At 29.9% G+C, this 25,855-nt stretch carries 24 protein-coding genes; all 24 read left to right on the plus strand.

Annotated elements, in window-relative coordinates; all coding sequences use genetic code 11:
• Window positions 1–298: 298 nt before the first annotated feature.
• The 24 genes from lepA (at window position 299) to ppdK (ending at window position 25,763) form a co-directional block, all read left to right on the plus strand.
• Window positions 299–2,104 carry a translation elongation factor 4 gene (lepA, locus tag ACVHXK_RS06605; protein ID WP_461205575.1) on the plus strand — a complete coding sequence of 602 codons (1,806 nt, stop codon included), beginning with the start codon at window positions 299–301 and terminating at the stop codon, window positions 2,102–2,104.
• Window positions 2,105–2,332: 228 nt separating this feature from the next.
• Window positions 2,333–2,848: an HXXEE domain-containing protein gene (locus tag ACVHXK_RS06610; protein WP_461205576.1), complete on the plus strand. Its 516-nt coding sequence runs from the start codon at window positions 2,333–2,335 to the stop codon at window positions 2,846–2,848.
• Window positions 2,849–2,988: 140 nt separating this feature from the next.
• The gene (gene hemW / locus ACVHXK_RS06615) at window positions 2,989–4,122 is read left to right on the plus strand and encodes a radical SAM family heme chaperone HemW (RefSeq protein WP_461205577.1); all 1,134 of its coding nucleotides are present in this window, start codon (window positions 2,989–2,991) and stop codon (window positions 4,120–4,122) included.
• A gap of 192 nt (window positions 4,123–4,314) precedes the next feature.
• Window positions 4,315–5,409, plus strand: a complete 1,095-nt coding sequence (hrcA, locus tag ACVHXK_RS06620; RefSeq protein ID WP_461205601.1) for a heat-inducible transcriptional repressor HrcA — start codon at window positions 4,315–4,317, stop codon at window positions 5,407–5,409.
• 26 nt (window positions 5,410–5,435) lie between these two features.
• Window positions 5,436–6,092 carry a nucleotide exchange factor GrpE gene (grpE, locus tag ACVHXK_RS06625; protein ID WP_461205578.1) on the plus strand — a complete coding sequence of 219 codons (657 nt, stop codon included), beginning with the start codon at window positions 5,436–5,438 and terminating at the stop codon, window positions 6,090–6,092.
• 192 nt (window positions 6,093–6,284) lie between these two features.
• Window positions 6,285–8,132, plus strand: coding sequence for a molecular chaperone DnaK (dnaK, locus tag ACVHXK_RS06630; protein ID WP_461205579.1), 1,848 nt, complete (start codon window positions 6,285–6,287; stop codon window positions 8,130–8,132).
• Window positions 8,133–8,273: 141 nt separating this feature from the next.
• Window positions 8,274–9,392 carry a molecular chaperone DnaJ gene (gene dnaJ / locus ACVHXK_RS06635; protein ID WP_461205580.1) on the plus strand — a complete coding sequence of 373 codons (1,119 nt, stop codon included), beginning with the start codon at window positions 8,274–8,276 and terminating at the stop codon, window positions 9,390–9,392.
• A 102-nt stretch (window positions 9,393–9,494) separates the two neighbouring features.
• Window positions 9,495–10,427, plus strand: coding sequence for a 50S ribosomal protein L11 methyltransferase (prmA, locus tag ACVHXK_RS06640; RefSeq protein WP_461205581.1), 933 nt, complete (start codon window positions 9,495–9,497; stop codon window positions 10,425–10,427).
• A gap of 30 nt (window positions 10,428–10,457) precedes the next feature.
• On the plus strand, window positions 10,458–11,225 hold the full coding sequence (locus ACVHXK_RS06645; protein ID WP_461205582.1) for a 16S rRNA (uracil(1498)-N(3))-methyltransferase: 768 nt from the start codon (window positions 10,458–10,460) through the stop codon (window positions 11,223–11,225).
• Window positions 11,225–12,517, plus strand: a complete 1,293-nt coding sequence (gene mtaB, locus ACVHXK_RS06650; RefSeq protein WP_461205583.1) for a tRNA (N(6)-L-threonylcarbamoyladenosine(37)-C(2))-methylthiotransferase MtaB — start codon at window positions 11,225–11,227, stop codon at window positions 12,515–12,517. The genes ACVHXK_RS06645 and mtaB overlap by 1 nt, the downstream gene beginning before the upstream one ends.
• A gap of 71 nt (window positions 12,518–12,588) precedes the next feature.
• Window positions 12,589–12,933, plus strand: coding sequence for a histidine triad nucleotide-binding protein (locus tag ACVHXK_RS06655; protein WP_461205584.1), 345 nt, complete (start codon window positions 12,589–12,591; stop codon window positions 12,931–12,933).
• Window positions 12,934–13,053: 120 nt separating this feature from the next.
• Complete coding sequence (rpsU, locus tag ACVHXK_RS06660) at window positions 13,054–13,230, plus strand: 30S ribosomal protein S21 (protein ID WP_461205585.1); 177 nt, start codon at window positions 13,054–13,056, stop codon at window positions 13,228–13,230.
• 30 nt (window positions 13,231–13,260) lie between these two features.
• Window positions 13,261–13,710, plus strand: a complete 450-nt coding sequence (locus tag ACVHXK_RS06665; protein WP_461205586.1) for a GatB/YqeY domain-containing protein — start codon at window positions 13,261–13,263, stop codon at window positions 13,708–13,710.
• 101 nt (window positions 13,711–13,811) lie between these two features.
• Entirely contained in the window at window positions 13,812–14,096 is a 285-nt protein-coding gene (gene yqfC / locus ACVHXK_RS06670) for a sporulation protein YqfC (protein WP_461205587.1), read from the plus strand.
• Window positions 14,089–15,252: a sporulation protein YqfD gene (gene yqfD / locus ACVHXK_RS06675; RefSeq protein WP_461205588.1), complete on the plus strand. Its 1,164-nt coding sequence runs from the start codon at window positions 14,089–14,091 to the stop codon at window positions 15,250–15,252. Before yqfC ends, yqfD begins: the two co-directional genes overlap by 8 nt.
• A 24-nt stretch (window positions 15,253–15,276) precedes the next feature.
• Window positions 15,277–17,346: an HD family phosphohydrolase gene (locus ACVHXK_RS06680; RefSeq protein WP_461205589.1), complete on the plus strand. Its 2,070-nt coding sequence runs from the start codon at window positions 15,277–15,279 to the stop codon at window positions 17,344–17,346.
• Between the two features lie 194 nt (window positions 17,347–17,540).
• A complete protein-coding gene (gene ybeY, locus ACVHXK_RS06685; protein ID WP_461205590.1) occupies window positions 17,541–18,044 on the plus strand; it encodes an rRNA maturation RNase YbeY in 504 nt (167 codons plus the stop codon).
• 109 nt (window positions 18,045–18,153) lie between these two features.
• Window positions 18,154–18,858 carry a diacylglycerol kinase gene (locus ACVHXK_RS06690; protein WP_461205591.1) on the plus strand — a complete coding sequence of 235 codons (705 nt, stop codon included), beginning with the start codon at window positions 18,154–18,156 and terminating at the stop codon, window positions 18,856–18,858.
• A 61-nt stretch (window positions 18,859–18,919) separates the two neighbouring features.
• Window positions 18,920–19,348 carry a cytidine deaminase gene (locus ACVHXK_RS06695; protein WP_461205592.1) on the plus strand — a complete coding sequence of 143 codons (429 nt, stop codon included), beginning with the start codon at window positions 18,920–18,922 and terminating at the stop codon, window positions 19,346–19,348.
• Complete coding sequence (gene era / locus ACVHXK_RS06700; protein ID WP_461205593.1) at window positions 19,327–20,208, plus strand: GTPase Era; 882 nt, start codon at window positions 19,327–19,329, stop codon at window positions 20,206–20,208. The genes ACVHXK_RS06695 and era overlap by 22 nt, the downstream gene beginning before the upstream one ends.
• Before the next feature lie 379 nt (window positions 20,209–20,587).
• Complete coding sequence (gene recO / locus ACVHXK_RS06705; RefSeq protein ID WP_461205602.1) at window positions 20,588–21,334, plus strand: DNA repair protein RecO; 747 nt, start codon at window positions 20,588–20,590, stop codon at window positions 21,332–21,334.
• 1 nt (window position 21,335) lies between these two features.
• On the plus strand, window positions 21,336–21,995 hold the full coding sequence (locus tag ACVHXK_RS06710) for a DUF4342 domain-containing protein (protein WP_461205594.1): 660 nt from the start codon (window positions 21,336–21,338) through the stop codon (window positions 21,993–21,995).
• A 407-nt stretch (window positions 21,996–22,402) separates the two neighbouring features.
• Window positions 22,403–23,047: a helix-turn-helix transcriptional regulator gene (locus tag ACVHXK_RS06715; protein WP_461205603.1), complete on the plus strand. Its 645-nt coding sequence runs from the start codon at window positions 22,403–22,405 to the stop codon at window positions 23,045–23,047.
• Window positions 23,048–23,132: 85 nt separating this feature from the next.
• Window positions 23,133–25,763, plus strand: coding sequence for a pyruvate, phosphate dikinase (gene ppdK / locus ACVHXK_RS06720; protein ID WP_461205595.1), 2,631 nt, complete (start codon window positions 23,133–23,135; stop codon window positions 25,761–25,763).
• Window positions 25,764–25,855: the final 92 nt, after the last annotated feature.

A 25,855-nucleotide genomic window follows, 5' to 3' on the forward strand; every position in this document is an offset into this window, starting at 1 on the left:
GCAATTTGCAATTTGCAATTAGCAATTAGAAATTAGCAATTAGAAATTAGCAATTAGAAATTAGCAATTAGCAATTAGCAATTAGCAATTTGCAATTAAGGATGATGTTGCTACGCAACATCTTTTAATAAATTAGATAATTAAAGATTCTCGACGATAGGAGAGAATCATCCACAATTGCAAATTGCACATTGCACACTGCACATTGCAAATTATCTTTTAAAAAGTATTGGAATATGAGTGAGCATTTATGTTATAATTTACTTTGATTTATTATGCACGTTGGAGGTTAGAACAAATGAGTATTGATAGAAAGAAATTTATAAGAAATTTTTCAATAGTAGCGCATATTGACCACGGTAAATCTACGTTAGCGGATAGATTGTTAGAAACTACAGGTACCCTAACCAAAAGAGAGATGGAAGACCAAGTTTTAGATACAATGGAGCTTGAAAGAGAAAGAGGAATTACAATAAAATCTCAAGCTGCAAGATTGATTTATAAGAGAAAAAATGGGGAAGAATACATATTAAATTTAATTGATACCCCAGGACATGTAGATTTTACTTATGAAGTATCAAGAAGTTTAGCTGCATGTGAAGGCGCATTATTGATAGTGGATGCAACGCAGGGTATACAAGCTCAAACTTTAGCAAATTGTTATTTGGCTGTAGATAATGATTTAGAGGTAGTTCCAGTTATAAATAAAATAGATTTGCCAAGTGCAAGACCAGAAGAGATTATTCAAGAAATTGAAGATGTAATTGGTATAGAAGCAGCGGATGCACCACTTGTATCTGCTAAGACGGGGCTTAATATAGAAGATGTACTAGAAACTATAGTCAAAAAAGTTCCAGCTCCAAAGGGAGATGAAGAAGCACCACTAAAAGCTTTGATTTTTGACTCGTATTATGATAGTTATAAAGGTGTTGTTTCTTATGTAAGAATAATGGATGGAACAATTAAACCTGGAAATAAAATAAAATTTATGGCTAGTGGCAAAAGTTATGAAGTTACTGAAGTTGGGGTTTTCACACCTAATTACTTGAAAACTAATGAATTAAGTGCAGGAGATGTAGGATATTTCACAGCATCTATTAAAAATTTAAGAGATGCACAAGTGGGAGATACAGTAACTGAAAAAGATAGACCTGCAGAAGAAGCCTTGGAAGGATATAGACCGGCTGTGCCTATGGTATACAGTGGTATTTATCCCGTAGATGGTGCAAAGTATGGAGAATTAAAAGATGCATTAGAAAAACTTAGAATAAATGATGCAGCGCTTAATTTTGAACCAGAAACTTCTATCGCCCTTGGTTTTGGATTTAGATGTGGATTTTTAGGATTGTTACATATGGAGATTATGCAAGAAAGAATAGAACGAGAGTTTAATCTTGATATTATAACAACGGCTCCATCAGTTATATATAATGTGCATAAGAATAATGGAGAAATGATAAAACTAACTAACCCTACTAATATGCCAGACCTTTCATCTATAGATTTTATGGAAGAACCTGTTGTTAATGCGTCTATAATGACTCCTTCTGAGTATGTAGGTGCAGTTATGGAATTGGCTCAGGAAAGAAGAGGAATTTATATTGATATGGAATACATTGAAACAACTAGAGTTTTGCTTCGATATACTATTCCATTAAATGAAATAATATATGACTTTTTTGATATGTTAAAATCTAAAACTAGAGGATATGCATCTTTAGATTATGAATTAAGTGGGTATAAAGAAGCTAAATTAGTTAAGCTAGACCTTTTATTAAATGGCGATATTGTAGATGCATTATCTATGATTGTGCCTGAAGAAAAAGCTTATCATAAAGGTAGAGGTATAGCTGAGAAATTAAAAGAAGTTATCCCAAGACAGATGTTCGAAGTTCCAATACAGGCAGCGATAGGAGCAAAAATTATTGCAAGAGAAACAGTTAAAGCAATGAGAAAAGATGTACTTGCAAAATGTTATGGTGGAGATATATCAAGAAAGAGGAAACTTCTTGAAAAGCAAAAAGAAGGTAAGAAGAGAATGCGTCAGGTTGGTAGTGTAGAAGTGCCACAGGAAGCGTTTATGTCGATACTTAAAGTAGACTAAAAGAAATGCACAATGCACAATGCACAATGCACAATTATGGAGGAAATTTTTTAGCGGAGCTAAAAAATTTCTTCATTTTATTAAAAGATTAAAAGATTAAAAGATTAAAAGATTAAAAGATTAAAAGATTAAAAGATTAAAAGATTAAAAGATTAGAATAATATGTGAGGTTTGGTTTGTAGTAAGAGAAGGCTTGTTTGTGAAAGTGATAATTGAGTAGGTGATATAGTGAATTCATATATGTTAATTTGGTTGTTTCCAATTGTTTTTATGATACATGAATTTGAAGAGATTATTTTTATACGAGGATGGATAAGTCGAAACAAAAGAAGTATTTGTGAGAAGTATCCTAGATTTGGGAAAAGAATTCTTACTCAATGTAAAGACATAAGTACTGAAGTTTTTTCGTTAATAGTTGCAGAAGAATTTATAATTGTTGCCATTATTGTTATAATAGCTGGAATTAAAAACAATTATAATTTGTTTTTAGGGTTAGTAATAGCTTATTGTATGCATCTTTTGATGCACATAATACAAACCATTATAATAAAAAAATATATTCCAGCTATTGCGACAACCATATTAACTGGCTTTTATTGTTTATATGTAATGCATTATTTCATTAACAATAACTTATTAAATTTAAATAAAGTTATTATATATGGCATTATAATGACTGTAATTGCGGCTCTGAATTTATTAGTAATGCATAAATTGGCAAAGAGAATTGAAATATTAAATTAAAGATTTTCTGACCAAAGGGAAGAAAATCATCTTTAATTGTGCATTGTGCATTGTGCATTGTGAATTGTGCATTAAATTAATAGTATATTCAAAATAAAAAGATAAAGAAACAATATAATTATCAAAAGGAATGAACAATTATGAAACGAGAATCTTTATACATCCATATACCATTTTGTGTTAAGAAGTGTTTATATTGTGATTTTCCTTCTTATGATGGTATGGAAAAATATATGGAGAGTTATATGCTGGCTCTAAGTAAGGAAATTCAAAATAAAGACATAAAAAATTTACATACTATTTACATAGGTGGGGGAACTCCTACCTATTTGTCGTTAGATTATTTGGAGATATTAAAGAAATCTCTAGATAAACAAATGAAAAATAATAAACCTACTGAATTTTCTATTGAAGTGAATCCGGGCACTTGTGATATAGAAAAATTAAAATTTTTAAAAAATATGGGTGTTAATAGGCTTAGTATAGGGTTACAAGCATGGCAAAATGATAAACTACAATTATTAGGTAGAATTCATTCGAGAGAAGAATTTTTGAAATTATATAAAGAGGCTAGAAAAGTAGGCTTTAAAAATATTAATATTGATTTGATGTTTGGAATACCTGGGCTTAAATTAGAAGAATGGGAAGAAACTTTGGAAAATATAATTAATCTTAATCCCGAACATGTTTCTTGTTATTCTTTAATAATCGAAGAAGGAACCTGCTTTTACAAAATGTTTAAAGAAAATAAATTGGAAATACCAAATGAAGATGTAGAAAGAAAAATGTATAAAAAGACCGTAGAATTATTGAAAGCTAATGGATATAATCAATATGAGATTTCCAATTTTTCTAAAAAGGGAAAAGAATGTATGCATAATCTAGTCTATTGGGAATTAGGTAACTACTTAGGAACTGGTTCATCAGCTCATTCTTATATTGATGGTGTGCGATATGAAAATGATAAAAGCATAATTAACTATATAAAGGATATGCATGATAAAGGCAATAGCAAAGTCAAGACACATATTAATACAAGTGAGGAAGAAATTGAAGAGTTTATGTTTTTAGGATTAAGGAAAAGAAAAGGAATCAGCAAGAATGAATATATCAGAAGATTTCATGAAGAAATTAATTTTAAGTATAAAAATGTAATTAGTAAATATACTAAATTGGGATTATTACTTGATGAAGATGATTACATTTCTTTTTCAGAAAAAGGTTATGAAATCTCTAATTATATATTGAGTGATTTTATATTGGATAAAAAATAGAGGAATATTAAGTAATATATAGGAAAATAGATTTATTTCAATTAGAATGTCATTAATCATAAAATTATAGCCTATAAGCATTGAATATAATATTGACAAAAAAAATGCTACATGGTAATTTAAAAGCAGGTCGTTAGCACTCGTCTTGAGTGAGTGCTAATAAAAGGTGGTGATCTTGTGAATGTTAATGAAATGACTGAAAGGAAAATTAAAATTCTAGAGGCTATCATAAGAGATTATATATTATTTGGAGAACCAATAGGTTCAAGAACTATAGCGAAAAAATATGATTTAGGCGTAAGTTCTGCAACAATAAGAAATGAAATGTCTGACTTAGAAGAGCTTGGATATCTTGAACAATTGCATACTTCTTCTGGAAGAAAACCATCAGATAAAGGATATCGACTTTATGTTGACCAATTGATAAAGATACCTGATTTAAGTGCAGAGGATCAAGTTAGGATGAAATCAGAACTTGTTAATATAGCTCTCTATGAAGTTAATAGAGTACTTAAGAATGCAACACAATTACTTTCAGAATTGACTAACATGACATGTGTTGTAAAAACACCTTCAGCAAGAACTAGTTATATTAAGGCTTTAAAACTAATTCCTATAGATAATCACAGCATCTTAGTTATTATAGTTACTCAAAATGGAATGATAAATAATAATTTGATTAGATTAGATGGTAAAATTGAAGAAGATAAATTAGAAAAATTATCTAATATTCTTAATAGTAGGTTAAGAAATAAAACTATAGATGATATCAATTTAAAAGTTATAAATCAACTTAAGAATGACCTTCAGGGATATGAGAGTATTTTTGATGCTATAATAACAGCACTCTACGATGCTCTGTCAAAAGAAGATGGAAGAGATATTTTCTTTGAAGGTGCATCAAATATATTTAACTATTCAGAATATAAAGATGTAGATAAAGCAAAACAATTTTTAGAGATGCTAGATGATAAGTCGGCAATGGCAAATTTACTAAATTTTAATAATAATTATTTAGAGGATTTGAAAATAAGCGATGGAAATGTATTGCATATAAAAAATAAAAACATTTTTGTGAAGATAGGGAGTGAGAATCTCACAGAAAATGCAAAAGACTATAGCCTTATATGTGCAGAATATAGTTTGAGGGATAAACCACTAGGAACAATAGGAGTTATCGGCCCAACAAGGATGCAATATGAAAAGATATTAGCAATAATGACACAGTTTATAAAAGTTTTAGATAAAAGTATTACAAGTATTTATTATGATGAAAATAATGAATAGTAAAATGAATAGCATGAGGTGAAAAAATGTTGAATGATGAAATTCATATTGAAAATGAAGAGGAAGTAAGTGAAGCTTTAAAGGAGGAAAATCCTTTAGAAGCAGAAGTAAATGAAGATAAGGAATTTGAAGAGGTCCTAGATGAAGAAGAGATTGAAGTAGTCAATGAACAAGAAGAATTAGAACAGAAAGAAGATCTATTAAAAGCAGAGTTAGAAGAACTAAAAGGGGAAAAAAAAGTGTTTACAAGTAAAAACAAAAAGTTATCTAATGAGCTAGACGCTTTAAAAGACAGATTATTGCGTATAACTGCAGAATATGAGAATTATAGGAAGAGAACTGACAAAGAAAAGAAAACTATATACACAGATGCATGTGCAGATGTACTTAAAAATATTCTTCCGGTTCTTGATAATTTAGAAAGAGCATTAGAAGCAGATGGTTCTGTAGAAGATTTAAAAACTGGTATACAAAAAACAATAAATCAATTTACAGATTCATTAGAAAAACTTGATGTTGAAGAAGTAGCAACTAATGAAGGGTTCGACCCTAATATGCATAATGCAATAATGCATATAGAAGATAGCTCATATGGGGATAATGAAATAGTAGAAGTTTTCCAAAAAGGCTTTAAAAGAGGCGATAAAGTATTAAGATATTCATTAGTTAAGGTAGCAAACTAGTTTATATTTCATGTATTGAATAATTTAATTAAATACAGATTCTCGACCAAAAAGGGAGAGAATCAACATAAATTGTGCATTGTGAATTGTGCATTTGAAATTAGTAAAAATTATCAATTTAGTTCAACCAATAAATTAAGTTATAAATAAAAAATTATATAAATTAAGAAAATATATTAGGAGGTAAATAAAATGGGAAAAATAATAGGTATCGATTTAGGTACAACAAATTCATGTGTAGCAGTAATGGAAGGTGGTAACCCAACAGTTATCGCAAATGCAGAAGGAGCTAGAACAACACCTTCAGTGGTTGCATTTAAAGATGGTGGAGAGAGATTAGTAGGTCAGGTAGCAAAAAGACAAGCAATTACAAATCCTGATAAAACAATAATGTCAATAAAAAGACATATGGGTACTGATTATAGAGTAGCTGTAGATGATAAAAAGTTTTCTCCAGAAGAAATTTCAGCAATGATATTACAAAAATTAAAAGCAGATGCAGAAGCATATTTAGGAGAAACAGTAACAGAGGCTGTAATAACAGTTCCAGCTTATTTTAATGATAGTGAAAGACAGGCAACAAAAAATGCTGGTAAGATTGCAGGACTTGAAGTTCTTAGAATAATAAACGAGCCAACAGCAGCATCACTTTCATATGGTCTTGATAAAACTGATGATAGTCACACAATATTAGTTTATGACCTTGGTGGTGGTACATTTGACGTATCAATATTAGAATTAGGAGATGGAGTTTTCGAAGTTAAATCTACTAATGGTAATACTCATTTAGGTGGAGATGACTTTGACCAAAAATTAATTGATTATATGGCTAATACTTTCAAAAATGATAATGGAATTGATTTAAGAAAAGATAAAATGGCTCTTCAAAGATTAAAAGAAGCAGCAGAAAAAGCTAAAATAGAATTATCATCAGCTGTAAGTACAAATGTTAACTTACCATTTATAACAGCTGACCAAACTGGTCCTAAGCACATTGACATAACAATTACTAGAGCTAAATTTGATGAATTAACTCATGACTTAGTTGATGCAACAACTGAGCCTATGAAAAAAGCATTAAAAGATTCAGGCTTAAGTATTAATGAAATAGATAAAGTTGTTTTAGTTGGTGGTTCTACAAGAATACCTGCTATTCAAGAATCAGTTAAGAAATTTACAGGAAAAGATCCTTCAAAAGGAGTTAACCCAGATGAATGTGTTGCTATGGGAGCAGCTATTCAAGCAGGAGTTCTTTCAGGAGACGTTAAAGACGTATTGCTACTTGATGTAACACCATTAACACTTGGAATTGAGACTTTAGGTGGAGTTGCAACTCCATTAATAGAAAGGAACTCAACTATTCCAGCTAAAAAGAGCCAAATATTCTCTACAGCTGCAGATAGCCAAACTTCAGTTGAAATTAATATAGTTCAAGGTGAAAGAAAAATGGCTGCAGGTAACAAAACATTAGGAAGATTTATACTTTCTGATATTCCAGCAGCACCAAGAGGGGTTCCTCAAATTGAAGTTGAATTTGATATAGATGCTAATGGTATATTAAATGTTTCTGCTAAAGATAAAGGAACAGGAAAAGAAGCTAAGATTACAATAACTGCTTCAACTAATTTATCAGATAGCGAAATTAATGATGCTGTAAAAGAAGCAGAAAAACATGCTGAAGAAGATGAAAAATTAAAAGAATCAATTGATGTTAAGAATAATGCTGATTCAACTTTATACCAAACTGAGAAAACATTAAAAGACCTTGGAGAAAAAGTTGAAGCTGGAGATAAAGCACAAGTAGAAGAAAAAATGAATGCATTAAAAGCAATAAAAGATGGAGAAGACATTGAAGCAATCAAAAAAGCAACAGAAGCAGTTACAGAGAGTTTCTATGCAATTTCTTCAAAAATATATCAACAAGAAGCAGCACAAGGTGGAGCACCTAATCAAGGAAATATGGGTGAAGAAGAAAACCAAGGTGCAGCTAATGATGATAATGTTGTAGATGCTGACTTTGAAGTAGAAGAGGATAAATAAAATACTCATTAAAGGGATGGGTTAAGACCTGTCCCTTTATTCAAGTGTCTAGAGATTTTATTCACTATTCACTTTTAATATTATTAAGGTATAATATAAATTGTATGTACTTGAAAAAAACTAGGTGGTGGATATTTTCAAATGGCAAATAAAGACTATTATGAGATTCTTGGAGTCTCAAAAGATGCAAGTGAAGATGATTTAAAAAAAGCATTTAGAAAATTAGCAATGAAGTATCATCCTGATAGAAATAAAGATAATAAAGAAGCAGAAGAAAAATTTAAAGAAATAAATGAAGCTTATCAAGTGTTGTCAGATACTGAAAAAAGATCTCAGTATGATAGATTTGGAACTACTGATTTCAATGGGTCACAAGGATTTGATGGGGCTGGTTTTGGAGGCTTTGAAGATATTTTCGAATCGTTTTTTGGTGGTGGTTTTTCCTCAGGCAGAAGAAATCAAAATGCACCTCAAAGAGGTTCTGATTTAGAATATACTTTAAATTTATCTTTTAAAGAAGCTGTTTTTGGTGTTGAGAAAGAAATTTCTATTACTAAAAATGAAACTTGTGATACTTGTAATGGTAGTGGTGCTAAAGCTGGTACTAGTCCTAAAACTTGTGATAAGTGTGGCGGTGCTGGACAAGTAAAAGTTAAAAGAAGTACACCTCTTGGAAGTTTTGTATCTACCTCAACTTGTGATAAATGTGGTGGTACAGGTAAGATAATAGAGGAAAAATGTACTACATGTCACGGTAAGGGAACTGTTAGAAAGAATAAAAAAATAACTGTGAATATTCCAGCTGGTGTTGATACTGGTAATGTTCTTCCTTTAAGAGGACAGGGTGAACCAGGTAAGAATAATGGACCAAGTGGTGACCTTTATATTAATATTAGAGTTACTCCAGATAAGCAATTTAAGAGAAAAGGCTTTGATATTCATATGGAAAGACATGTTAGCTTCGGTAGAGCCGTGTTTGGTACAGAATTAAAAGTTCCAACTATTGACGGTGAAGTTAAATATAACGTGCCAGCAGGGACTCAGTCAGGGACTGTTTTTAGATTAAAAGGTAAAGGCATACAAAGAGTTAATAGTAGTGGCAGAGGGGATCAATATGTTAAGATTATCGTTGATATACCAAAAGAACTTGATGATAATCAAAAACAAGCGCTAGTTGGATTTATGGAAGCTAGTGGAGAAAAATTAGAAGAAAAACATAAAAAATCATTTATGGATAAAATTAAAGGTCAATTTAAATAACTTGTTTCTATTTTGAAACAAGTTTTTTTCCTTTTTAGTTGATGTGAAAAAGTTTTTGAATTATAATGAGTTGATAAAACTATTGTGGAGGAACGTTTAAAGATGAATAAAGAGTGGATGGAAGTAGAAATTGTAACTAAAGAAGAAAATGTAGAGCCTATAGAGGCTGTTTTATATAGTGTGGGAGTAAGTGGCGTATCTATTCTAAATCCTTCGGATTTGGAATACGTTAAGGAAAATTCTAAAACAAATGAATATTATCCAGAGAGTCTTAATGTTATTAAAGATAAAGTTATATTAAAAACTTATTTTAAAGAAGAAGGATTTGATAACATTTATACAATGATAAAAGAAAAAATAGATGGATTGAGTAAATTTGGTTTTGATACTAAAGAAACTTATATATCTAAAGGCAAAGTTAATGAAGAAAATTGGGAGAATAATTGGAAAAAGTATTTTAAACCAACAAAAATAGGTGAAAAAGTTGTAGTTAAACCTACATGGGAAGAATATGATAAAAATGATGAGGAAATTGTAATAGAACTTGACCCAGGGATGGCTTTTGGAACGGGTACACATGAAACTACTAGCCTTTGCGTCAAGGCTCTCGAAAAATACATTAAGGATGAAGATACAATTTTTGATATTGGAACAGGTTCTGGGATACTTTCTATTATAGCGTCTAAATTAGGGGCTACAAGTATAGTAGGCGTAGATTTGGATAAGGTAGCAGTGAGAGTAGCCAAGGAGAATATTGAATATAATGGATTAAATAATATTGATATATTATATGGAGATCTAATGGAAGTAGTTAGAGGTAAAGCGAATATAGTAGTTGCAAACATATTAGCTCATATAATATTAGAATTATCAAATAATGTTAAAGATTTTATAAAAGAAGATGGGTTATTTATTTCTTCTGGTATAATTAATGATAAAAAAGATGAAGTAGTAGCAAAACTCGAAAAAGTAGGATTTGAGATTTTAGAAGTGATGAATGATGGTGAGTGGAATTGCATTGTTGCAAAAAACTAATGTAGAATAAAAAGTAAAAAGGAGAGTTTTATGCATAAATTTTTTGTTCCATCTAATCAAATTGTAGATAATTTAGCAAAAATAACAGGGGAAGATGTAAAACATATATATAAAGTTTTAAGATTGAAAAGTGGAGATATAGTTAATATAAATGATTGCCAGGGAAATGAATTTAGAGGAGAAATTGAAGAAATATCTAAGCAAGAAGTTGTTGTTAATTTAACTGAAAAACTAGAAGAAAATAATGAAAGTAATATAGATATATATTTATATCAAGGAGTACCTAAATCAGCTAAAATGGATTTAATCGTACAAAAATGTATTGAATTAGGAGTGAAGGGTATTATTCCTATTGCAACTAAAAGAGTAGTATCTAGTATACACAGTATCGAAAATGAGAATAAGAAAGTAGATAGATGGAACAGAATAGCTTTTGAAGCATGCAAACAGAGCAAGAGGACAATGATACCGAAAGTTGGCGAAATAGTCCTTACAGAGGATGTGGAAAGGGAAATTTTAGCCTTAGATTTATTGGTTGTACTATACGAGAATGAAAATAATTTTGGAATAAAATCTATGGTTGATGCTATTGGTAATGAAAAAATTAATAATATCAAAAGTATAGGAGTTTTTGTAGGGCCAGAAGGTGGCTTCGAGGAAACGGAAATCGAAAAATTCAAAGAAATGGGAGCAAATATTGTGACTTTAGGACCGAGAATCCTTAGAACAGAAACAGCTGGACTTACTGCTATATCTATTTTACAATATGAGCTAGGAGATTTAGGAGGAAACAAATAATGAAAGTAGCTTTTGCAACATTAGGTTGCAAATCGAATTTATATGAAACTGAAGCTATGATTGAAATTTTTAAGAAGAATGACTATGAAATAGTAGATTTCAATGAATTTGCAGATGTATATGTAGTAAACACTTGTACAGTAACTAATATGAGCGATAAAAAATCAAGGGCAATGATATCAAGAGCAAGAAAAAAGAATGAGTTGGCTATTATAGCAGCAGTAGGGTGTTATTCACAAATTGATCCTGATAAGGTTGCTAGTATTTCACATGTTGACGTTGTTTTAGGAACTAGAAACAAAGGTGAAATATTATATTGGATAAATAGATCAAAAGAAGAAAAAAAGCAATTTGTGGTAGTAAAGGATGTTATGATAGATAAGGAATTCGAAGACCTTTCTATTGAAGAGTTTGAAGGTAAGACAAGAGCTTTTTTGAAAATTCAAGATGGGTGTAATTCCTTTTGCTCATATTGTCTAATTCCATATTCAAGAGGAGCGATATGTAGTAAACTTCCTGAAAGAGTTATAGCAGAAGCAAGCAAACTTGCAGCTAATGGGTTTGAAGAAATAATTTTATCAGGTATAAGTATATCGTCTTATGGAAAGGATTTAGAAGGAGAATGGGATTTAGTTAAAATTATAGAAGAACTTAATAAAATAGGTGGACTTAAAAGAATAAGAATAGGGTCAATAGGGCCTAAGTTTTTTACAGATGAAAATATTGATAGATTAAAGAATATTGAAAAATTATGTCCACACTTTCATATTTCATTACAAAGTGGGTGTGATGAAACATTGAGAAGAATGAATAGAAATTACAATGCAGATGAATATAGAAATGTTGTTATGAAATTAAGAGAAACTATGGAAGACTTGTCTGTAACAACTGATGTAATAGTAGGATTTCCAGGAGAAACGGATGAAGAGTTTAATAAAACTTACGAATTTTTAAAGAAAATAAAATTATCAAAGACGCATATATTTAAATATAGCCCTAGAAAGGGAACAAAAGCAGCTGTTCTTAACAACCAGATTAATGGTAATATAAAAGATGAGCGGAGTAAAAGACTTTTAGAATTGAATATTGTAAATGAAGCAGAATTCTTAAATAGGTTTAAAGATAGATTTATGGAAGTTTTATACGAACAAGAAAAAGAAGAGAATATATATGAAGGTTATACTCCAAATTATATTAGAATATTAACAAAAGCTGATATAGATTTAAAAGGAAAAATAAAGGAAACTAAACTAATTGAAGAAAAAGAAGAACATATGATAGGTCATCTTTAAAATAATTATTTATTTTAAAGGATTATTATTATATATGTTGAATTATAAGTATTAAAGGAGGTGATTTTTAGATGAATGACTGTATTTTTTGCAAGATAATTAATAATGAAATACCTTCTGATAAAGTTTATGAGGATGAACAGGTAATCTGTTTTAATGATATTAATCCAGAAGCACCAGTGCATGTTTTGATTTTACCAAAAAGACATATAAGCAGTATAAATGATCTTAAGGAAGAGGATGAAAAACTTATTGGTCATATATTTGTAGTTGCAAAAAAAATTGCAGCAAAATTGAATATTGATGAAAAAGGTTATAGAATTGTTGCTAATTGCGGTGAAGATGGCGGTCAAACGGTGGAGCACATTCATTATCACCTTCTAGGTGGTAGAAATTTAACATGGCCACCAGGGTAAAAAGGCAAAATAAAAGTTGACATATTATAAAACTTTGTTGTATAATTACCAATGTGCTATTTTGCCCTCAGTAAAGTAATAGCTCACAAATCAATACTGCATAGGGAGGGAGGGATAAAGATGTCAGAAGTTAAAGTAAAAGATAATGAGACTTTAGAAAGCGCATTAAAGAGATTTAAAAGAAATTGTGCTAAATCTGGTGTTTTATCTGAAGTAAGAAAAAGAGAACACTATGAAAAACCTAGTGTTAAAAAGAAAAAGAAATCTGAAGCTGCTAGAAGAAGAAAGAAAAAATGATAAATTGAATCGAAAGAAGGTTGCTCAGTTATGTCTCTAAAAGAAAAAATTCAATCTGATTGGAAAGAGGCTATGAAAGCTCGAGATAGATTTAGAGCTAGTACTCTTAATATGGCCAAGGCGGCTATTCTGCAAATTGAGAAAAATGAAAAAAGAGAACTGACAGATGAAGATGTTTCTGCAATAGTATTAAAAGAAATTAAGAAGAGAAAAGATGCCATCGAACAATTTAGGTTAGGTGGTAGAGAAGATCTTGTTAATGAGACATCTGCAGAAATAGAGATTTTATCAGGGTACCTTCCTGAGCAGTTAACAGTGGACAAAATTACTGAAATAATAAATACAGTGATAAGTGAAGTAGGGGCAAATAGCGTGAAAGACATGGGTAAGGTAATGAAGGCCGTGCAACTAGAAGTAAAAGGTCGCGCGGATGGAAAACTTGTTAGTTCTATTGTGAGAAAGCAATTAATGAGTTTATAAAATTAAGGTTCAGCAAAAGCTGGACCTTTTTATTTTTTTTGTAATTAATATATTGCATCAATCATAAATTAGTATGAAAGTAATTTTTAAGGATGGTTGAATTGAAAAATAATAAAGCTGTTGAGGAAATTGCAAGAAAACTTGACATCCCAAAAGAGATAGTTATGGATTTACCTAAAATAACTATTACTGCAAATAGAGAGATTTTTATTGAAAATCATAAAGGAATAATCCTTTTTGAAGAAGATATGATTAAAGTAAACTCTAATACAGGGGTAATTATAATAAATGGTAATAAACTTAGAATTGAATATTTAGAGGGAAAAACTATTGTTGTTAGTGGTAAATTTTCATCAGTAATTTATGAGGAGAATATATATGAGTAAATTTAATTTTGAAAAATATAAAAATGGTAGAATAACAATTCAGGTCAGCTCCATAATACCTGAAAAATTTATAAATTTATTATGGAAGAATAATATTGAAGCTTCAAATTTGCAAAGAATTAACACTACTACTTTTAATGTAGAAATTAATTTAAAAGACTATGGGAAAATTGGAAAATTAGTTTCTAGAGGAAATGCAAAAATAAAAATTATTGATAGGAAAGGAGTTTCGTTCTTTTTTTTAAAGTTAAGTAGAAGAAGAGCTACAATAATAGGAATAATTTTATTTGTTAGTATAATTTATTTGCTTTCAGGGTACGTTTGGAATATAGATATAAATACAGAAAAGCATCTTACTCCTTTTGAAGTTGAAAATTACATAAATTCACTAGGTATTGAAGTTGGCGTTAAAAAAAATAAAATTGAATCTCAGTTACTAGAAGATAAATTGATTTCAGATATACCTGAAATTATGTGGGCGAGGGTGACTATGGATGGGTCAAATTTGATTATTGACGTGATAGAGAGTCGTCTTCCGCCAAATACTGTTGTTGATAATGAACCGTGTAATATTATAGCTGATAAAGATGGTATAATAGAGCAGGTTTATGCTAGTAGTGGTACAGTTGTTGTTGAAAAAGGACAAGTAGTGCAAAAAGGGGACGTTTTAATTAAAGGTATTCAAGGAAAAGAAGATGCAACATATGAAGTTCATGCAGAAGGTGAAATTGTTGCTAAAACCTTTTATGAAAAAAAGACAATAATTAATAAAAAGGAAATAATAAGAGAAAAAACAGGAAATGAAGCAGAGGATTTATATATAAAATTAGGGAATAAGGAAATATTAATAAAAAAAAGTGACAACAAATACGAAGATTATGATAAGGATATAATAGATAAACCTTTGTATAAAAAAATTGTATACTATGAAGTTGAGGAAAAAGAGCAGGAAGCTGACACTTTAAACCTTGAGGAAGCAGCTGTAAAAGAATTAAATTCAAATATTGTTGTAAATCTAGATAAATCTGTTAAAATAATAGATAAGATTGTTAATAAAAATGATGTTGGTAATATGATAGAATTAAGTGTTATTATTGTTTGTGAAGAGGAAATAGGTATACCTAGAAAATCGGAAGTATCTAGTGTTAATGACTAAGTTCATTGTACGAAGGATGTGAAAATGGTGAAGAGTTTTTTAAATGAGAAAATACCTAAAAGAATTCTTATTTTTATAAGTACTTTTATTTTGATATATTTTATTTTAATATCATCAGTTATTACTCAAAAATATGATTTAGAAGCAGGAAATGTATCAAATTATGATATAAAAGCACCAAAGGATGTTGAAGACACCTATTCAACAGAAATAAAAAAAGAACAAGAGGTAGCTACTATACCTATGCAATATAGTAAAAACCCAGAAATGAAAACTAATTCAATGAAAGAGATAGATAGTTTTTTCTTTGAACTAGATAAATTAGTATCAACAGACTTGACTACTGAAGATAAATTAGCTAGTATAGAGCAACAGACTTATGTAATTCTTTCGCAAGAGGATTATAGTACACTTATTGAGTTGAATAAAGAGGAACTGGATAGCTTTCATGATATAATAAGTTCTATTATGGGTGAAGTTTTAGAATATGATATAAGGGAAGGTAGTAGTACTGACCAATCCAAAATTGAAGCTTCACAGCAAGATGAGAAAAATGCTCAAGATGCTATAGATGTTAAATTTAAATCATCTAATCTGTCAAATAAACTAAGAGAAATAGGGATATCTATAGGTTATTCTAAACTTGAACCAAATTTTTTCTATGATGAGGAAAAAACAGAAAAATTAAAAGAAGAAGCTATAGAAATGGTTCAACCTATATTAGTTAAAAAAGGTGAAACCATTGTAAGAGAAGGAGAAAAAGTTACTGAAAGAGATATATCTGTTTTACAGGAACTTGGACTTCTTGATAATGATTTTAATACATATACTTATATAGTGATAGGTGTTTTGGTATTGATGTATTTAATACTGAGTTGGATATACTTATATAAATACCATATTAATATTTTTAGAAATTGGAAAAGACTTATTTTAATTAGCGTATTAGCAATTATTTCTTTGCTACTTGCAAGAACTTTAAAGATTATATCACCAATGATAATACCACTTGCATGTGTCCCAATGTTAATGACACTTCTGATAGATGATAAGGTATCATTAGTTTTAAATTTGATGACTTGTATTTTGATAAGTGTGGTTGTTCAATTTAATATTGAAGTTACTTTGCTAGCTCTTGTGAATTGTTTATTAGGGGCAATAACATTGAAGAAATTACAGCAAAGAAACGATATTTTGTATATATCATTAATTATCGGTATAATTAGTTTTAGTATGAGTTTTTCCATAGGATTTTTATTAAGTAGTAATGCTGTAGAAATTTTACAAAAATCTGGGTTAGCCTTTATTGGCAGTACTTTGTCATCAATTTTAACTATCGGTTTTTTACCGTTTTTTGAAAGTGCATTTGATATTGTGACTACTATTAAACTATTGGAGTTATCAAATCCAAATCACCCACTTCAGAAAAGATTATTAATGGAAGCACCGGGAACTTATCATCATAGTGTATTGGTTGCTAATCTATCGGAATTGGCTGCAGAAAGAGTAGGAGGCAATCCTGTTCTAGCAAGAGCGTCAGCCTACTATCACGATGTAGGGAAGCTTAAAAGACCAATGTTCTTTTCTGAAAATCAAATAGGAAAAGATAATCCGCATAATAATATAAATCCAAATTTGAGTACATTGATCATTACTTCTCATGTAAAGGATGGATTAGAACTTGCTAAAGAGTATAGACTCCCTGGAGTTATTAGAGATGCTATCGAGCAGCATCATGGAACTTCTTTAGTAAAATATTTTTATATAACGGCTAAAAATTCTGCAGAAAAGCCAGAGGAAATTAAGGAAGAAGATTTTATGTATCCTGGACCTATTCCAGAAAGCAAGGAAGTAGCCATTATGATGCTTGCTGACAGCGTTGAAGCAGCAGTAAGATCAATTGTAGAACCTACTCAAGGTAAAATCGAAGAAATGGTAAACAAGATAATAAAAGGTAAATTTAATGAAAATCAACTTGATAATTGTGATCTAACATTAAAAGATTTAAATGCTATAAGAGAGGCTTTCCTTAAAGTTTTATCTGGAATTTATCATCAGAGAATAGAATATCCAACAGAGAAATCTGTAAAATAGCTATTAAGGCAATGCACAATGCACAATGCACGATGCACAATTAAAAGATTAAAAGATTAAAAGATTAAAAGATTAAAACTGGTTTGCAGTGGAGAAAGCTTTTTTCAGCACTGCATTTAGGAAAACTTTGAATTGGGATGATGATTTATTATTGTTAAATCATCTATAAAAGCGAAAAAAAATTGGAGAGAAAAATGATACTTATAGATAATAGACAAGATAAAGAAGTTGTAGATAATGATTTGAATGAACTTATTGAACGAATTTTGGATTATACTCTTAAAGAAGAGGAAGTTAACATAGAAACTGAAATTAGCTTGATTTATGTTAATAATGAAGAAATACGAAGAATAAACAAGGAAACTAGGGGAATTGATAAAGAAACAGATGTCTTATCTTTTCCTCAACTTGAATATATAGAAGGGAATGTGTTCAAAAATTGCTATTTGAATTATACTTTTATGCCTTACGACCTAGACGAAGGAAAATTAGTGCTAGGAGATATTGTACTTTCAATTCAAAAGGCTAGAGAACAAAGTGAAGAGTTTGAACATTCTATTAAGAGAGAAGTATGTTATTTGTGTGTTCATTCTTTATTACATTTACTAGGATATGATCATATGGAAGACGTAGATAAGAAAATTATGAGAGAAAGAGAAGAAGAAATATTAAATAAATTTGATATAACAAGGTTTTAAAAAATGGCATACAAATAATGTATGTCAAAATTTTTGTGAAATTATATTTTATCTTTTTGCACATTGCAAATTGATCAAAGTACATTATTAGAAAAAAAGTGGGGATAATATGAAGAGAAAAGTTAGGAAATTAGTAGATAGCTTTAATTATGCATTTGAAGGTATAATCTATTCAGTTAGAACACAAAGAAATATGAGAATACATATGATTGCAACTTTAATAGTTCTTATAGGATGTTTTTTTTATGATTTATCTAAACTAGAGCTTATAGCTGTTACTTTTGCTATAACGCTAGTACTTATTTGTGAGATGATAAATACAGCCGTAGAAGCGGCTATAGATGCAACCACAAATTATTATCATCCATTAGCTAAAATTGCAAAAAATGTTGCAGCCGGTGCTGTTTTGATAGCTGCATTGAATTCTGTTTTTGTTGGTTTTGTAATATTTGGCGATAGGCTCCATCCTTTTACATTTGAAATGATAAGAAAAATAAAAAATTCAAACCCCTATATGGTTTTTTTATGCTTAGTTATTGTGTCTATTGTAACGATAATAGTAAAAGCAATCTATGGTGAAGGTACTCCTTTAAAGGGTGGTATGCCTAGTGGACATAGTACAATAGGGTTTTCAATAGCAACTACTATTGCATTACTAACAGAAGTACCAATTGTTATTGTACTTGCATATCTACTTGCAGTAATAATAGCTCAAAGTAGGGTTGATTCTGAAGTCCATTCTTCATTTGAAGTTGTCGTAGGAGCTATATTTGGAACATTATTAACCCTTTTTATTTTTGATTTGTTTGGCTAACACAAAAGTGGTATAATCTAACTACTAATAAAGAAATGTATATAATTATGGAGGAAATACTATGGAGTATAGCAAATTAATGCAAGAAGCGTTGAAGTATAGAGAAAGAGCTTATGTTCCATATTCAAATTTTAAAGTTGGGGCGGCTGTTTTGACAAGTAAAGGAAATATTTATGGAGGGTGCAATATTGAAAATGCATCATATGGAGCCACCTGTTGTGCAGAAAGAACAGCTATTTTCAAAGCTATTTCAGAAGGAGAAGAAAGACTACAAGCAATTGCTGTAGTAGGGGATTTGAAGCAACTATCTTACCCATGTGGTATTTGTAGACAAGTAATTAGAGAATTTGGTGATAGAGATATTGATGTTATTGTATTTACTAGTTTAGATAATTATAAAATATATAAATTAAAAGAATTATTACCGTATGATTTTACAAAAGAAGATTTAGATTCAAAGGAGGAATTATGTTCAAATCAGGATTTGTAACAATAATAGGAAGACCAAATGTTGGTAAATCAACATTAACGAATAAATTAATGGGAGAAAAGCTCTCAATTGTATCTTGTAGACCTCAGACAACAAGAAATAATATTCAAAGTATACTTACAACAGAGGATTATCAGATGATATTTGTTGATACTCCGGGTATACATATACCCCGTCATAAATTAGGTGAATATATGGTAAAGATGGCAGAGGACTCTGTTAAAGAAGTTGATTTAGTTTTATTTATGACAAATCCTTCAGAAGAAATTAGTAAAGGTGATGAAATGATTCTTGAAGGTTTGAAAAAGGGAAATAAGAAAGTATTTTTTGTACTAAATAAAATTGATGAATCAAAAGAAGAATTAGTTATAAATACTCTAAAGAAATATTCAGAATTTTTTAGTTTTGATGAGATAATACCTATATCAGCAAAAAATGGGAAAAACGTTGCAAAACTATTAGAATTAATGGAAAAATGTATGCCAGAAGGGCCAAAATATTATCCCGATGATATGATAACAGACCAACAGGAAAAATTTGTAGTAGCTGAGATTGTAAGAGAAAAGATTTTAAGACTCTTATCTCAAGAAATTCCACATGGTACTGCTGTAGAAATTTTATCTATGAAAAAGTATAATGGAAAGTATAATATCGAAGCAAATATTTTGTGTGAAAAAGATTCTCATAAAGGAATTATAATTGGAAAGCAGGGTAGCATGCTTAAAAAAATAGGCACTTATTCTAGAATAGAAATTGAAAAGTTTCTAGGAGAAAGAGTAGATATAAAATTATGGGTAAAGGTTAAAAAAGAGTGGAGAGATAGCTCCTTTATGCTGAAAGAACTTGGATATAAGCAATAGCAGTGCACAATGCACAATGCATAATGCAATGCACAATGCATAATACAATGCACAATCAAAAACAAATTCAAAGACAAATTCAAAAATAAATTCAAAATTTAAGACAAAACCGATTAGCAGTTTGCGGAGTGTAAAGTGCAGTTGAAAGATTATGTAGTAATTTTAAGTATAAAATTAAAATTTATAGCAATATATATATAGATTTATTATGATTTAAGAAGGTTTTTAGTAAATTAAAGATTCTCGACCGAAGGGAGAGAATCATCCTTAATTGTGCATTGTAAACTGTGCATTGTGCATTAGCTTTTAAAGGGTTTTAGGTTTTAATTGCACATTATCTTTCAAAAAAAGGGTATACTATGACTTAGGAGATGATTTTCTGTCGATTTTTAAAACTAGAGGAATAGTCATAAAGACTCAAGATTATAAAGAAAATGATAGATTAGTTTGGATGTTTACAGAAAAATTAGGAAAGATAACTTGCCTAGCAAGAGGAGTTAAGAAAAAAAATAGTAAACTTGGTTCCTTTACTCAGCAATTTGCCTTTGGTGATTATGTGATTTATAGAGGTAAAAATTTATATACTATAAATGAAGTAGAATTAATAGATTCTTTTCAAGGGTTTCTAGGAGAATTGGAGACTATTACCTATGGCTCTTATTTATGCGAGCTTATATTAATTGCTATGCCAGATGAGGAAAGTAATAGAGAATTGTTTGAGGAATTTATAAGATGTTTTTATTTGATTAAAAGTAAAGCTATAGATTATGAACTATTAATTAGATCCTTTGAGGTTAAATTGTTAGAGCGAACTGGATATAGTATTGATTTTGAAAGATGCTGTTTATGTAATAAAAAAATAGAAACATCTCAGTATATTAACATACAATATTATGGTGGTGTCTGTAGTAATTGTAGTAAAACACATAGTTTGAAGGTTAGTTTCGCAGCATTTAATATACTTAGATATCTAAAAAAAACACCAATGGATAAATTATATCGACTTAATGTAACAGAAGAATTGAAAAGAGAAATATATAATATTTTAGTTCAATTAATTATGCAGAGTTATTCAAAAAAACCTAAAAGTTTAGAGATTTTTGATTTTATTAAAAGGAGTGAGTAAAATGGATGGTATTACTTTAGAAAAGATTGACGTTGTAAGAGAAAGAACGGGTGTAACATACCGTGTAGCAAAAGAAGCTTTAGAAAAAACCAACGGAGATGTAGTTGAAGCTTTAATATTTATTGAAGATGAAAGCAAAACTGTAAAGAATGAAGTTTTTCAAGGTTTTGAAGAGTTTAAAGAATGGATTAAAAATGTAGTCGATAAAGGTAATGTTACTAGAGTTAGAGTTAAAAAAGAAGATAAAACAATTTTGAATATACCTGTTAATGCAGGAGTAGCTGTTGGTGTTTTAACAATTCAGCTATGGCCTATAATGATTGCTATAGGAGTTTTGACAGCTGTTATTACAACAATTACTGTAGAAATTGTAAAAGAAGATGGTTCTGTAGAAGTAGTAAATACTATAATTAAAAATACAGCAAATGATATGAAATACAAAGCAAATGATATGAAAGAAAAAGTTAATGAGTTTACAGCTGAGGTAAAGGAAAAGGTTGATGATATATCATCAGATGTAAAGAATAAATTTGATACAAATAAAACAAAAGTTGATGAAGATAGTAATGTGTACCAGTATACTGTAAACTTTGAAGATGTAGAAGAAAGTAAAGAAAATCAAAGTGAAGAAACTGATAGTAAAGAAGAAGATGACAAATAAAAAAAAGTAATTAGGGCATCTTTAAAAAGGTTTAAAAGACTGAGAAAAGAAAATTATTTCTCAGTCTTTTTTTGCGAATTAAATGTAAAATAATTGAAAAAGTAGTATAATATACTTTGATAAATATTTAGAAATTTGAGTATCTATAAATATAAAAAAGATTAAGATATAAGATCAAAAAAGAATAATAATTTGTAAAAATACACAAATCAATAGTCAGAAAATATTGAATTTTGTACAATATTATAAAAATTCAAAACATACAAAATAGGTAGATTTTAGAAGCTAATTTAACATAATTAGCAATATTCGTAAATAATCAAGCATATTTAACAAAAGTGTTATACAATTAATTTTAATAATCTGTTATAATGTAGAAGAATTATAAACAAAGGAAGGAGGTTTTTATAATCAAATTAACCTTAAGGCAAAATAAAATAATAGAGTTAGTAAAAGAAAATCAGCCAATAACTAGTGAAAAATTAGCTGGACATATTGGTGTTACTAGAGCAGCATTGAGACCAGATTTGGCTATACTTACTATGACAGGAATACTAGATGCAAAGCCTAAAGTAGGTTACATATTTGCAGAAAAAAATACCTCTAGCATAGCGGAAGATTACTTAAAAAAAATAACTGTAGGTGAAATAATGTCAAAAGCCATTACAATAACCGAAGAAACAAATATTTATGATGCTATTATAAATTTGTTTCTTAATGATACGGGGACTTTATTTGTATGTAGTAATGGTTCATTGTGTGGAGCAGTATCGAGAAAAGACTTTTTGAAAGTAGCTATGGGGAAAACAGATATAAATAAAGTACCTGTAGGTATAATTATGACAAGAATGCCAAATATCGTATACGTAGAAGAAAAAGATAGTGCATATAAGGCAGCTAAAAAAATAATATCTCATGAAGTTGACAGTCTACCAGTGGTTGAAAAAATTATTCAAGATAATAAAGAAATAATTAAAGTGGTAGGAAAACTTTCAAAAACAAATATAACAAAAGTTTTCGTCAAACTCGGAGAAGGGTTATTGAATTTTTGATTTATTTAGTTATGGTATTAAAGGGTAGAATTTCTAAAAATTCACTCTAAACATAAATCAAATTTAAGATAAGGGGATGTAAGCTATGGATACAAAAAAGTATGTGTACCTATTTTCAGAAGGAAATAAAGGTATGAAGAATTTACTCGGTGGTAAAGGTGCCAATTTAGCAGAAATGACTAATTTAGGTTTACCTGTACCACAAGGATTTACAATCTCAACAGATGCTTGTACTCAATTCTATGAGGATGGGGAAGTAATATCAAGCCTAATCGAAGAACAAATTGAAGTTGCTTTGAAAACAACTGAAGAGATTACAGGTAAAAAATTTGGTGATTTAGAAAACCCTCTATTGGTATCTGTAAGGTCAGGTGCAAGAATGTCTATGCCTGGAATGATGGATACAATTTTAAATCTTGGTTTAAATGATGATTCTGTAAAAGGGTTAGCTAAATTAACTGATAATGAAAGATTTGCTTATGATTCTTATAGAAGATTCATTCAAATGTTTTCAGATGTTGCAATAGGTATTGAAAAAAGAAAATTTGAAGATATCTTAGATGCAGTTAAAGAAGAGAATGATGCACGTTATGATACTGATTTAACAGCAGATAATTTAAAAGTGGTAGTTGATAGATATAAAGTACTTTATAAAAAAGAAATGGGAAAAGAATTTCCACAAGAACCAAAAGAGCAATTAATGGAAGCTGTAAAAGCTGTGTTTGCATCATGGAATAATGCAAGAGCGATTGTTTATAGAAGATTAAATGATATACCTGGTAGTTGGGGAACTGCTGTAAACGTTCAATGTATGGTATTTGGAAATATGGGAAACACTTCTGGAACAGGGGTTGCCTTTACAAGAAACCCTGCAACAGGTGAAAAATTAATATTTGGTGAGTACTTGATAAATGCTCAAGGTGAAGATGTTGTTGCTGGTATTAGAACTCCACAGCCAATAAGTAAGCTTGAAAATGTAATGCCAGAAGTATATAAAGAATTTATGGAATTAGCTCAAAAATTAGAAGACCATTATAAAGATATGCAAGATATGGAGTTTACTATTGAGCAAGGCAAACTATACTTTCTACAAACAAGAAATGGTAAGAGAACAGCTCCAGCAGCTTTGAAAATAGCCGTTGAGTTAGTAGAAGAAGGAAAGATATCTAAAGAAGAAGCTATATTAAAAGTAGATCCAAAACAGCTTGATTCTTTATTGCATCCAGCTTTTGATATTTCAGAATTAAATAAATCTGTACCTATTGCTAAAGGGTTACCAGCTTCTCCAGGTGCAGCTTGTGGTAAAATATACTTTACTGCAGAAGATGCTAAGGAGCATCATGATGCAGGAGAAAAAGTTATTTTAGTTAGATTAGAAACTTCTCCAGAAGATATAGAAGGTATGGCTGCTGCTGAGGGTATATTAACAGTTAGGGGTGGAATGACATCTCACGCTGCTGTTGTTGCAAGAGGCATGGGTAAGTGTTGTGTAGCTGGTTGTGGAGAGCTTAATGTAAGTGAAAAAACAAAAAGCTTTACCGTTGGAGATAAAACATATCAAGAAGGTGAGTATATTTCTTTAGATGGTTCAAAAGGTAATGTATATGGAGAGGCAATTAAAACAGTGTCTCCTGAAATCACAGGATTTTTTGGAGTATTTATGAGTTGGGCTGATGAAATTAGAAAATTAAAAGTAAGAGCAAATGCTGATACACCTAAGGATGCTGCTCAAGCAGTAGAATTTGGAGCAGAAGGTATAGGATTATGTAGAACTGAGCATATGTTCTTTGATGAGGCTAGAATTGCAGCTGTACGAGAAATGATTGTTTCAAAAACTGTAGAACAAAGAAAAAGGGCATTAGAAAAATTATTGCCTATGCAAAAACAAGATTTTGTGGGAATATATGAAGCAATGGAAGAAAGACCTGTAACAGTTAGATTACTAGATCCACCATTACATGAATTCTTACCACAAGATGAAGAGGATATTAAAGAATTAGCTAAAGAAATGGGTTTAGGATTTGAAGAATTAAATATAACAATTAAATCTTTGCATGAATTTAATCCAATGATGGGTCATAGAGGTTGCCGTTTAGCAGTGTCTTATCCTGAAATGGCTGAAATGCAAACTAGAGCTATTATAGAAGCTGCTATTCAAGTAAAAAAAGAAAAAGGATACGACATAGTACCTGAAATAATGATACCTCTAGTTGGAGAAGTCAAGGAATTAAAATATGTAAAAGATGTAGTTGTAAAAATTGCTGATAAAGTTATAGAAACATCAGGTATAGAAATAAAATATATGGTTGGTACTATGATAGAAATTCCAAGAGCCGCATTAACTGCTGACCAAATAGCTGAAGAAGCTGAATTCTTCTCATTTGGAACAAATGATTTAACTCAAATGACATTTGGTTTCTCTAGAGATGATGCAGGTAAGTTCTTAGGAGATTACTACGATAAGAAAATATATGAATCAGATCCATTCCAAAAACTTGATCAAACAGGGGTAGGGCAGTTAGTAGAAATGGCATGTACAAAGGGCCGAGAAAAGAGAAAGAATATTAAACTAGGAATTTGTGGTGAGCATGGTGGAGATCCTGCATCAGTTGAATTCTGTCATAATATTGGATTGAATTATGTTTCTTGTTCTCCATTTAGAGTTCCAATTGCAAGATTGGCTGCTGCACAGGCGCAAGTTAAAAACAAAAAATAATTAGTAATAAATAAAGGGGCTGTCTCAGAATAGAAAACTGAGATAGCCTCAGTTTTTTATTTTTTTAATGAAAAAACGAGCCACAAAGGGCT

It is taken from the genome of Clostridium sp. DL1XJH146 (assembly GCF_054819755.1).

What these genes read in the sequence shown, in the direction of transcription:
- dnaJ (WP_461205580.1), top strand. Translation starts at nt 8,274, where the DNA reads ATGGCAAATAAAGACTATTATGAGATTCTTGGAGTCTCAAAAGATGCA.
- lepA (WP_461205575.1), top strand. Translation starts at nt 299, where the DNA reads ATGAGTATTGATAGAAAGAAATTTATAAGAAATTTTTCAATAGTAGCG.
- grpE (WP_461205578.1), top strand. Translation starts at nt 5,436, where the DNA reads ATGTTGAATGATGAAATTCATATTGAAAATGAAGAGGAAGTAAGTGAA.
- ybeY (WP_461205590.1), top strand. Translation starts at nt 17,541, where the DNA reads ATGATACTTATAGATAATAGACAAGATAAAGAAGTTGTAGATAATGAT.
- hemW (WP_461205577.1), top strand. Translation starts at nt 2,989, where the DNA reads ATGAAACGAGAATCTTTATACATCCATATACCATTTTGTGTTAAGAAG.
- ppdK (WP_461205595.1), top strand. Translation starts at nt 23,133, where the DNA reads ATGGATACAAAAAAGTATGTGTACCTATTTTCAGAAGGAAATAAAGGT.
- ACVHXK_RS06695 (WP_461205592.1), top strand. Translation starts at nt 18,920, where the DNA reads ATGGAGTATAGCAAATTAATGCAAGAAGCGTTGAAGTATAGAGAAAGA.
- era (WP_461205593.1), top strand. Translation starts at nt 19,327, where the DNA reads ATGTTCAAATCAGGATTTGTAACAATAATAGGAAGACCAAATGTTGGT.
- hrcA (WP_461205601.1), top strand. Translation starts at nt 4,315, where the DNA reads ATGACTGAAAGGAAAATTAAAATTCTAGAGGCTATCATAAGAGATTAT.
- ACVHXK_RS06690 (WP_461205591.1), top strand. Translation starts at nt 18,154, where the DNA reads ATGAAGAGAAAAGTTAGGAAATTAGTAGATAGCTTTAATTATGCATTT.
- dnaK (WP_461205579.1), top strand. Translation starts at nt 6,285, where the DNA reads ATGGGAAAAATAATAGGTATCGATTTAGGTACAACAAATTCATGTGTA.
- ACVHXK_RS06655 (WP_461205584.1), top strand. Translation starts at nt 12,589, where the DNA reads ATGAATGACTGTATTTTTTGCAAGATAATTAATAATGAAATACCTTCT.
- ACVHXK_RS06680 (WP_461205589.1), top strand. Translation starts at nt 15,277, where the DNA reads ATGGTGAAGAGTTTTTTAAATGAGAAAATACCTAAAAGAATTCTTATT.
- ACVHXK_RS06645 (WP_461205582.1), top strand. Translation starts at nt 10,458, where the DNA reads ATGCATAAATTTTTTGTTCCATCTAATCAAATTGTAGATAATTTAGCA.
- ACVHXK_RS06710 (WP_461205594.1), top strand. Translation starts at nt 21,336, where the DNA reads ATGGATGGTATTACTTTAGAAAAGATTGACGTTGTAAGAGAAAGAACG.
- ACVHXK_RS06665 (WP_461205586.1), top strand. Translation starts at nt 13,261, where the DNA reads ATGTCTCTAAAAGAAAAAATTCAATCTGATTGGAAAGAGGCTATGAAA.
- mtaB (WP_461205583.1), top strand. Translation starts at nt 11,225, where the DNA reads ATGAAAGTAGCTTTTGCAACATTAGGTTGCAAATCGAATTTATATGAA.
- rpsU (WP_461205585.1), top strand. Translation starts at nt 13,054, where the DNA reads ATGTCAGAAGTTAAAGTAAAAGATAATGAGACTTTAGAAAGCGCATTA.
- prmA (WP_461205581.1), top strand. Translation starts at nt 9,495, where the DNA reads ATGAATAAAGAGTGGATGGAAGTAGAAATTGTAACTAAAGAAGAAAAT.
- yqfD (WP_461205588.1), top strand. Translation starts at nt 14,089, where the DNA reads ATGAGTAAATTTAATTTTGAAAAATATAAAAATGGTAGAATAACAATT.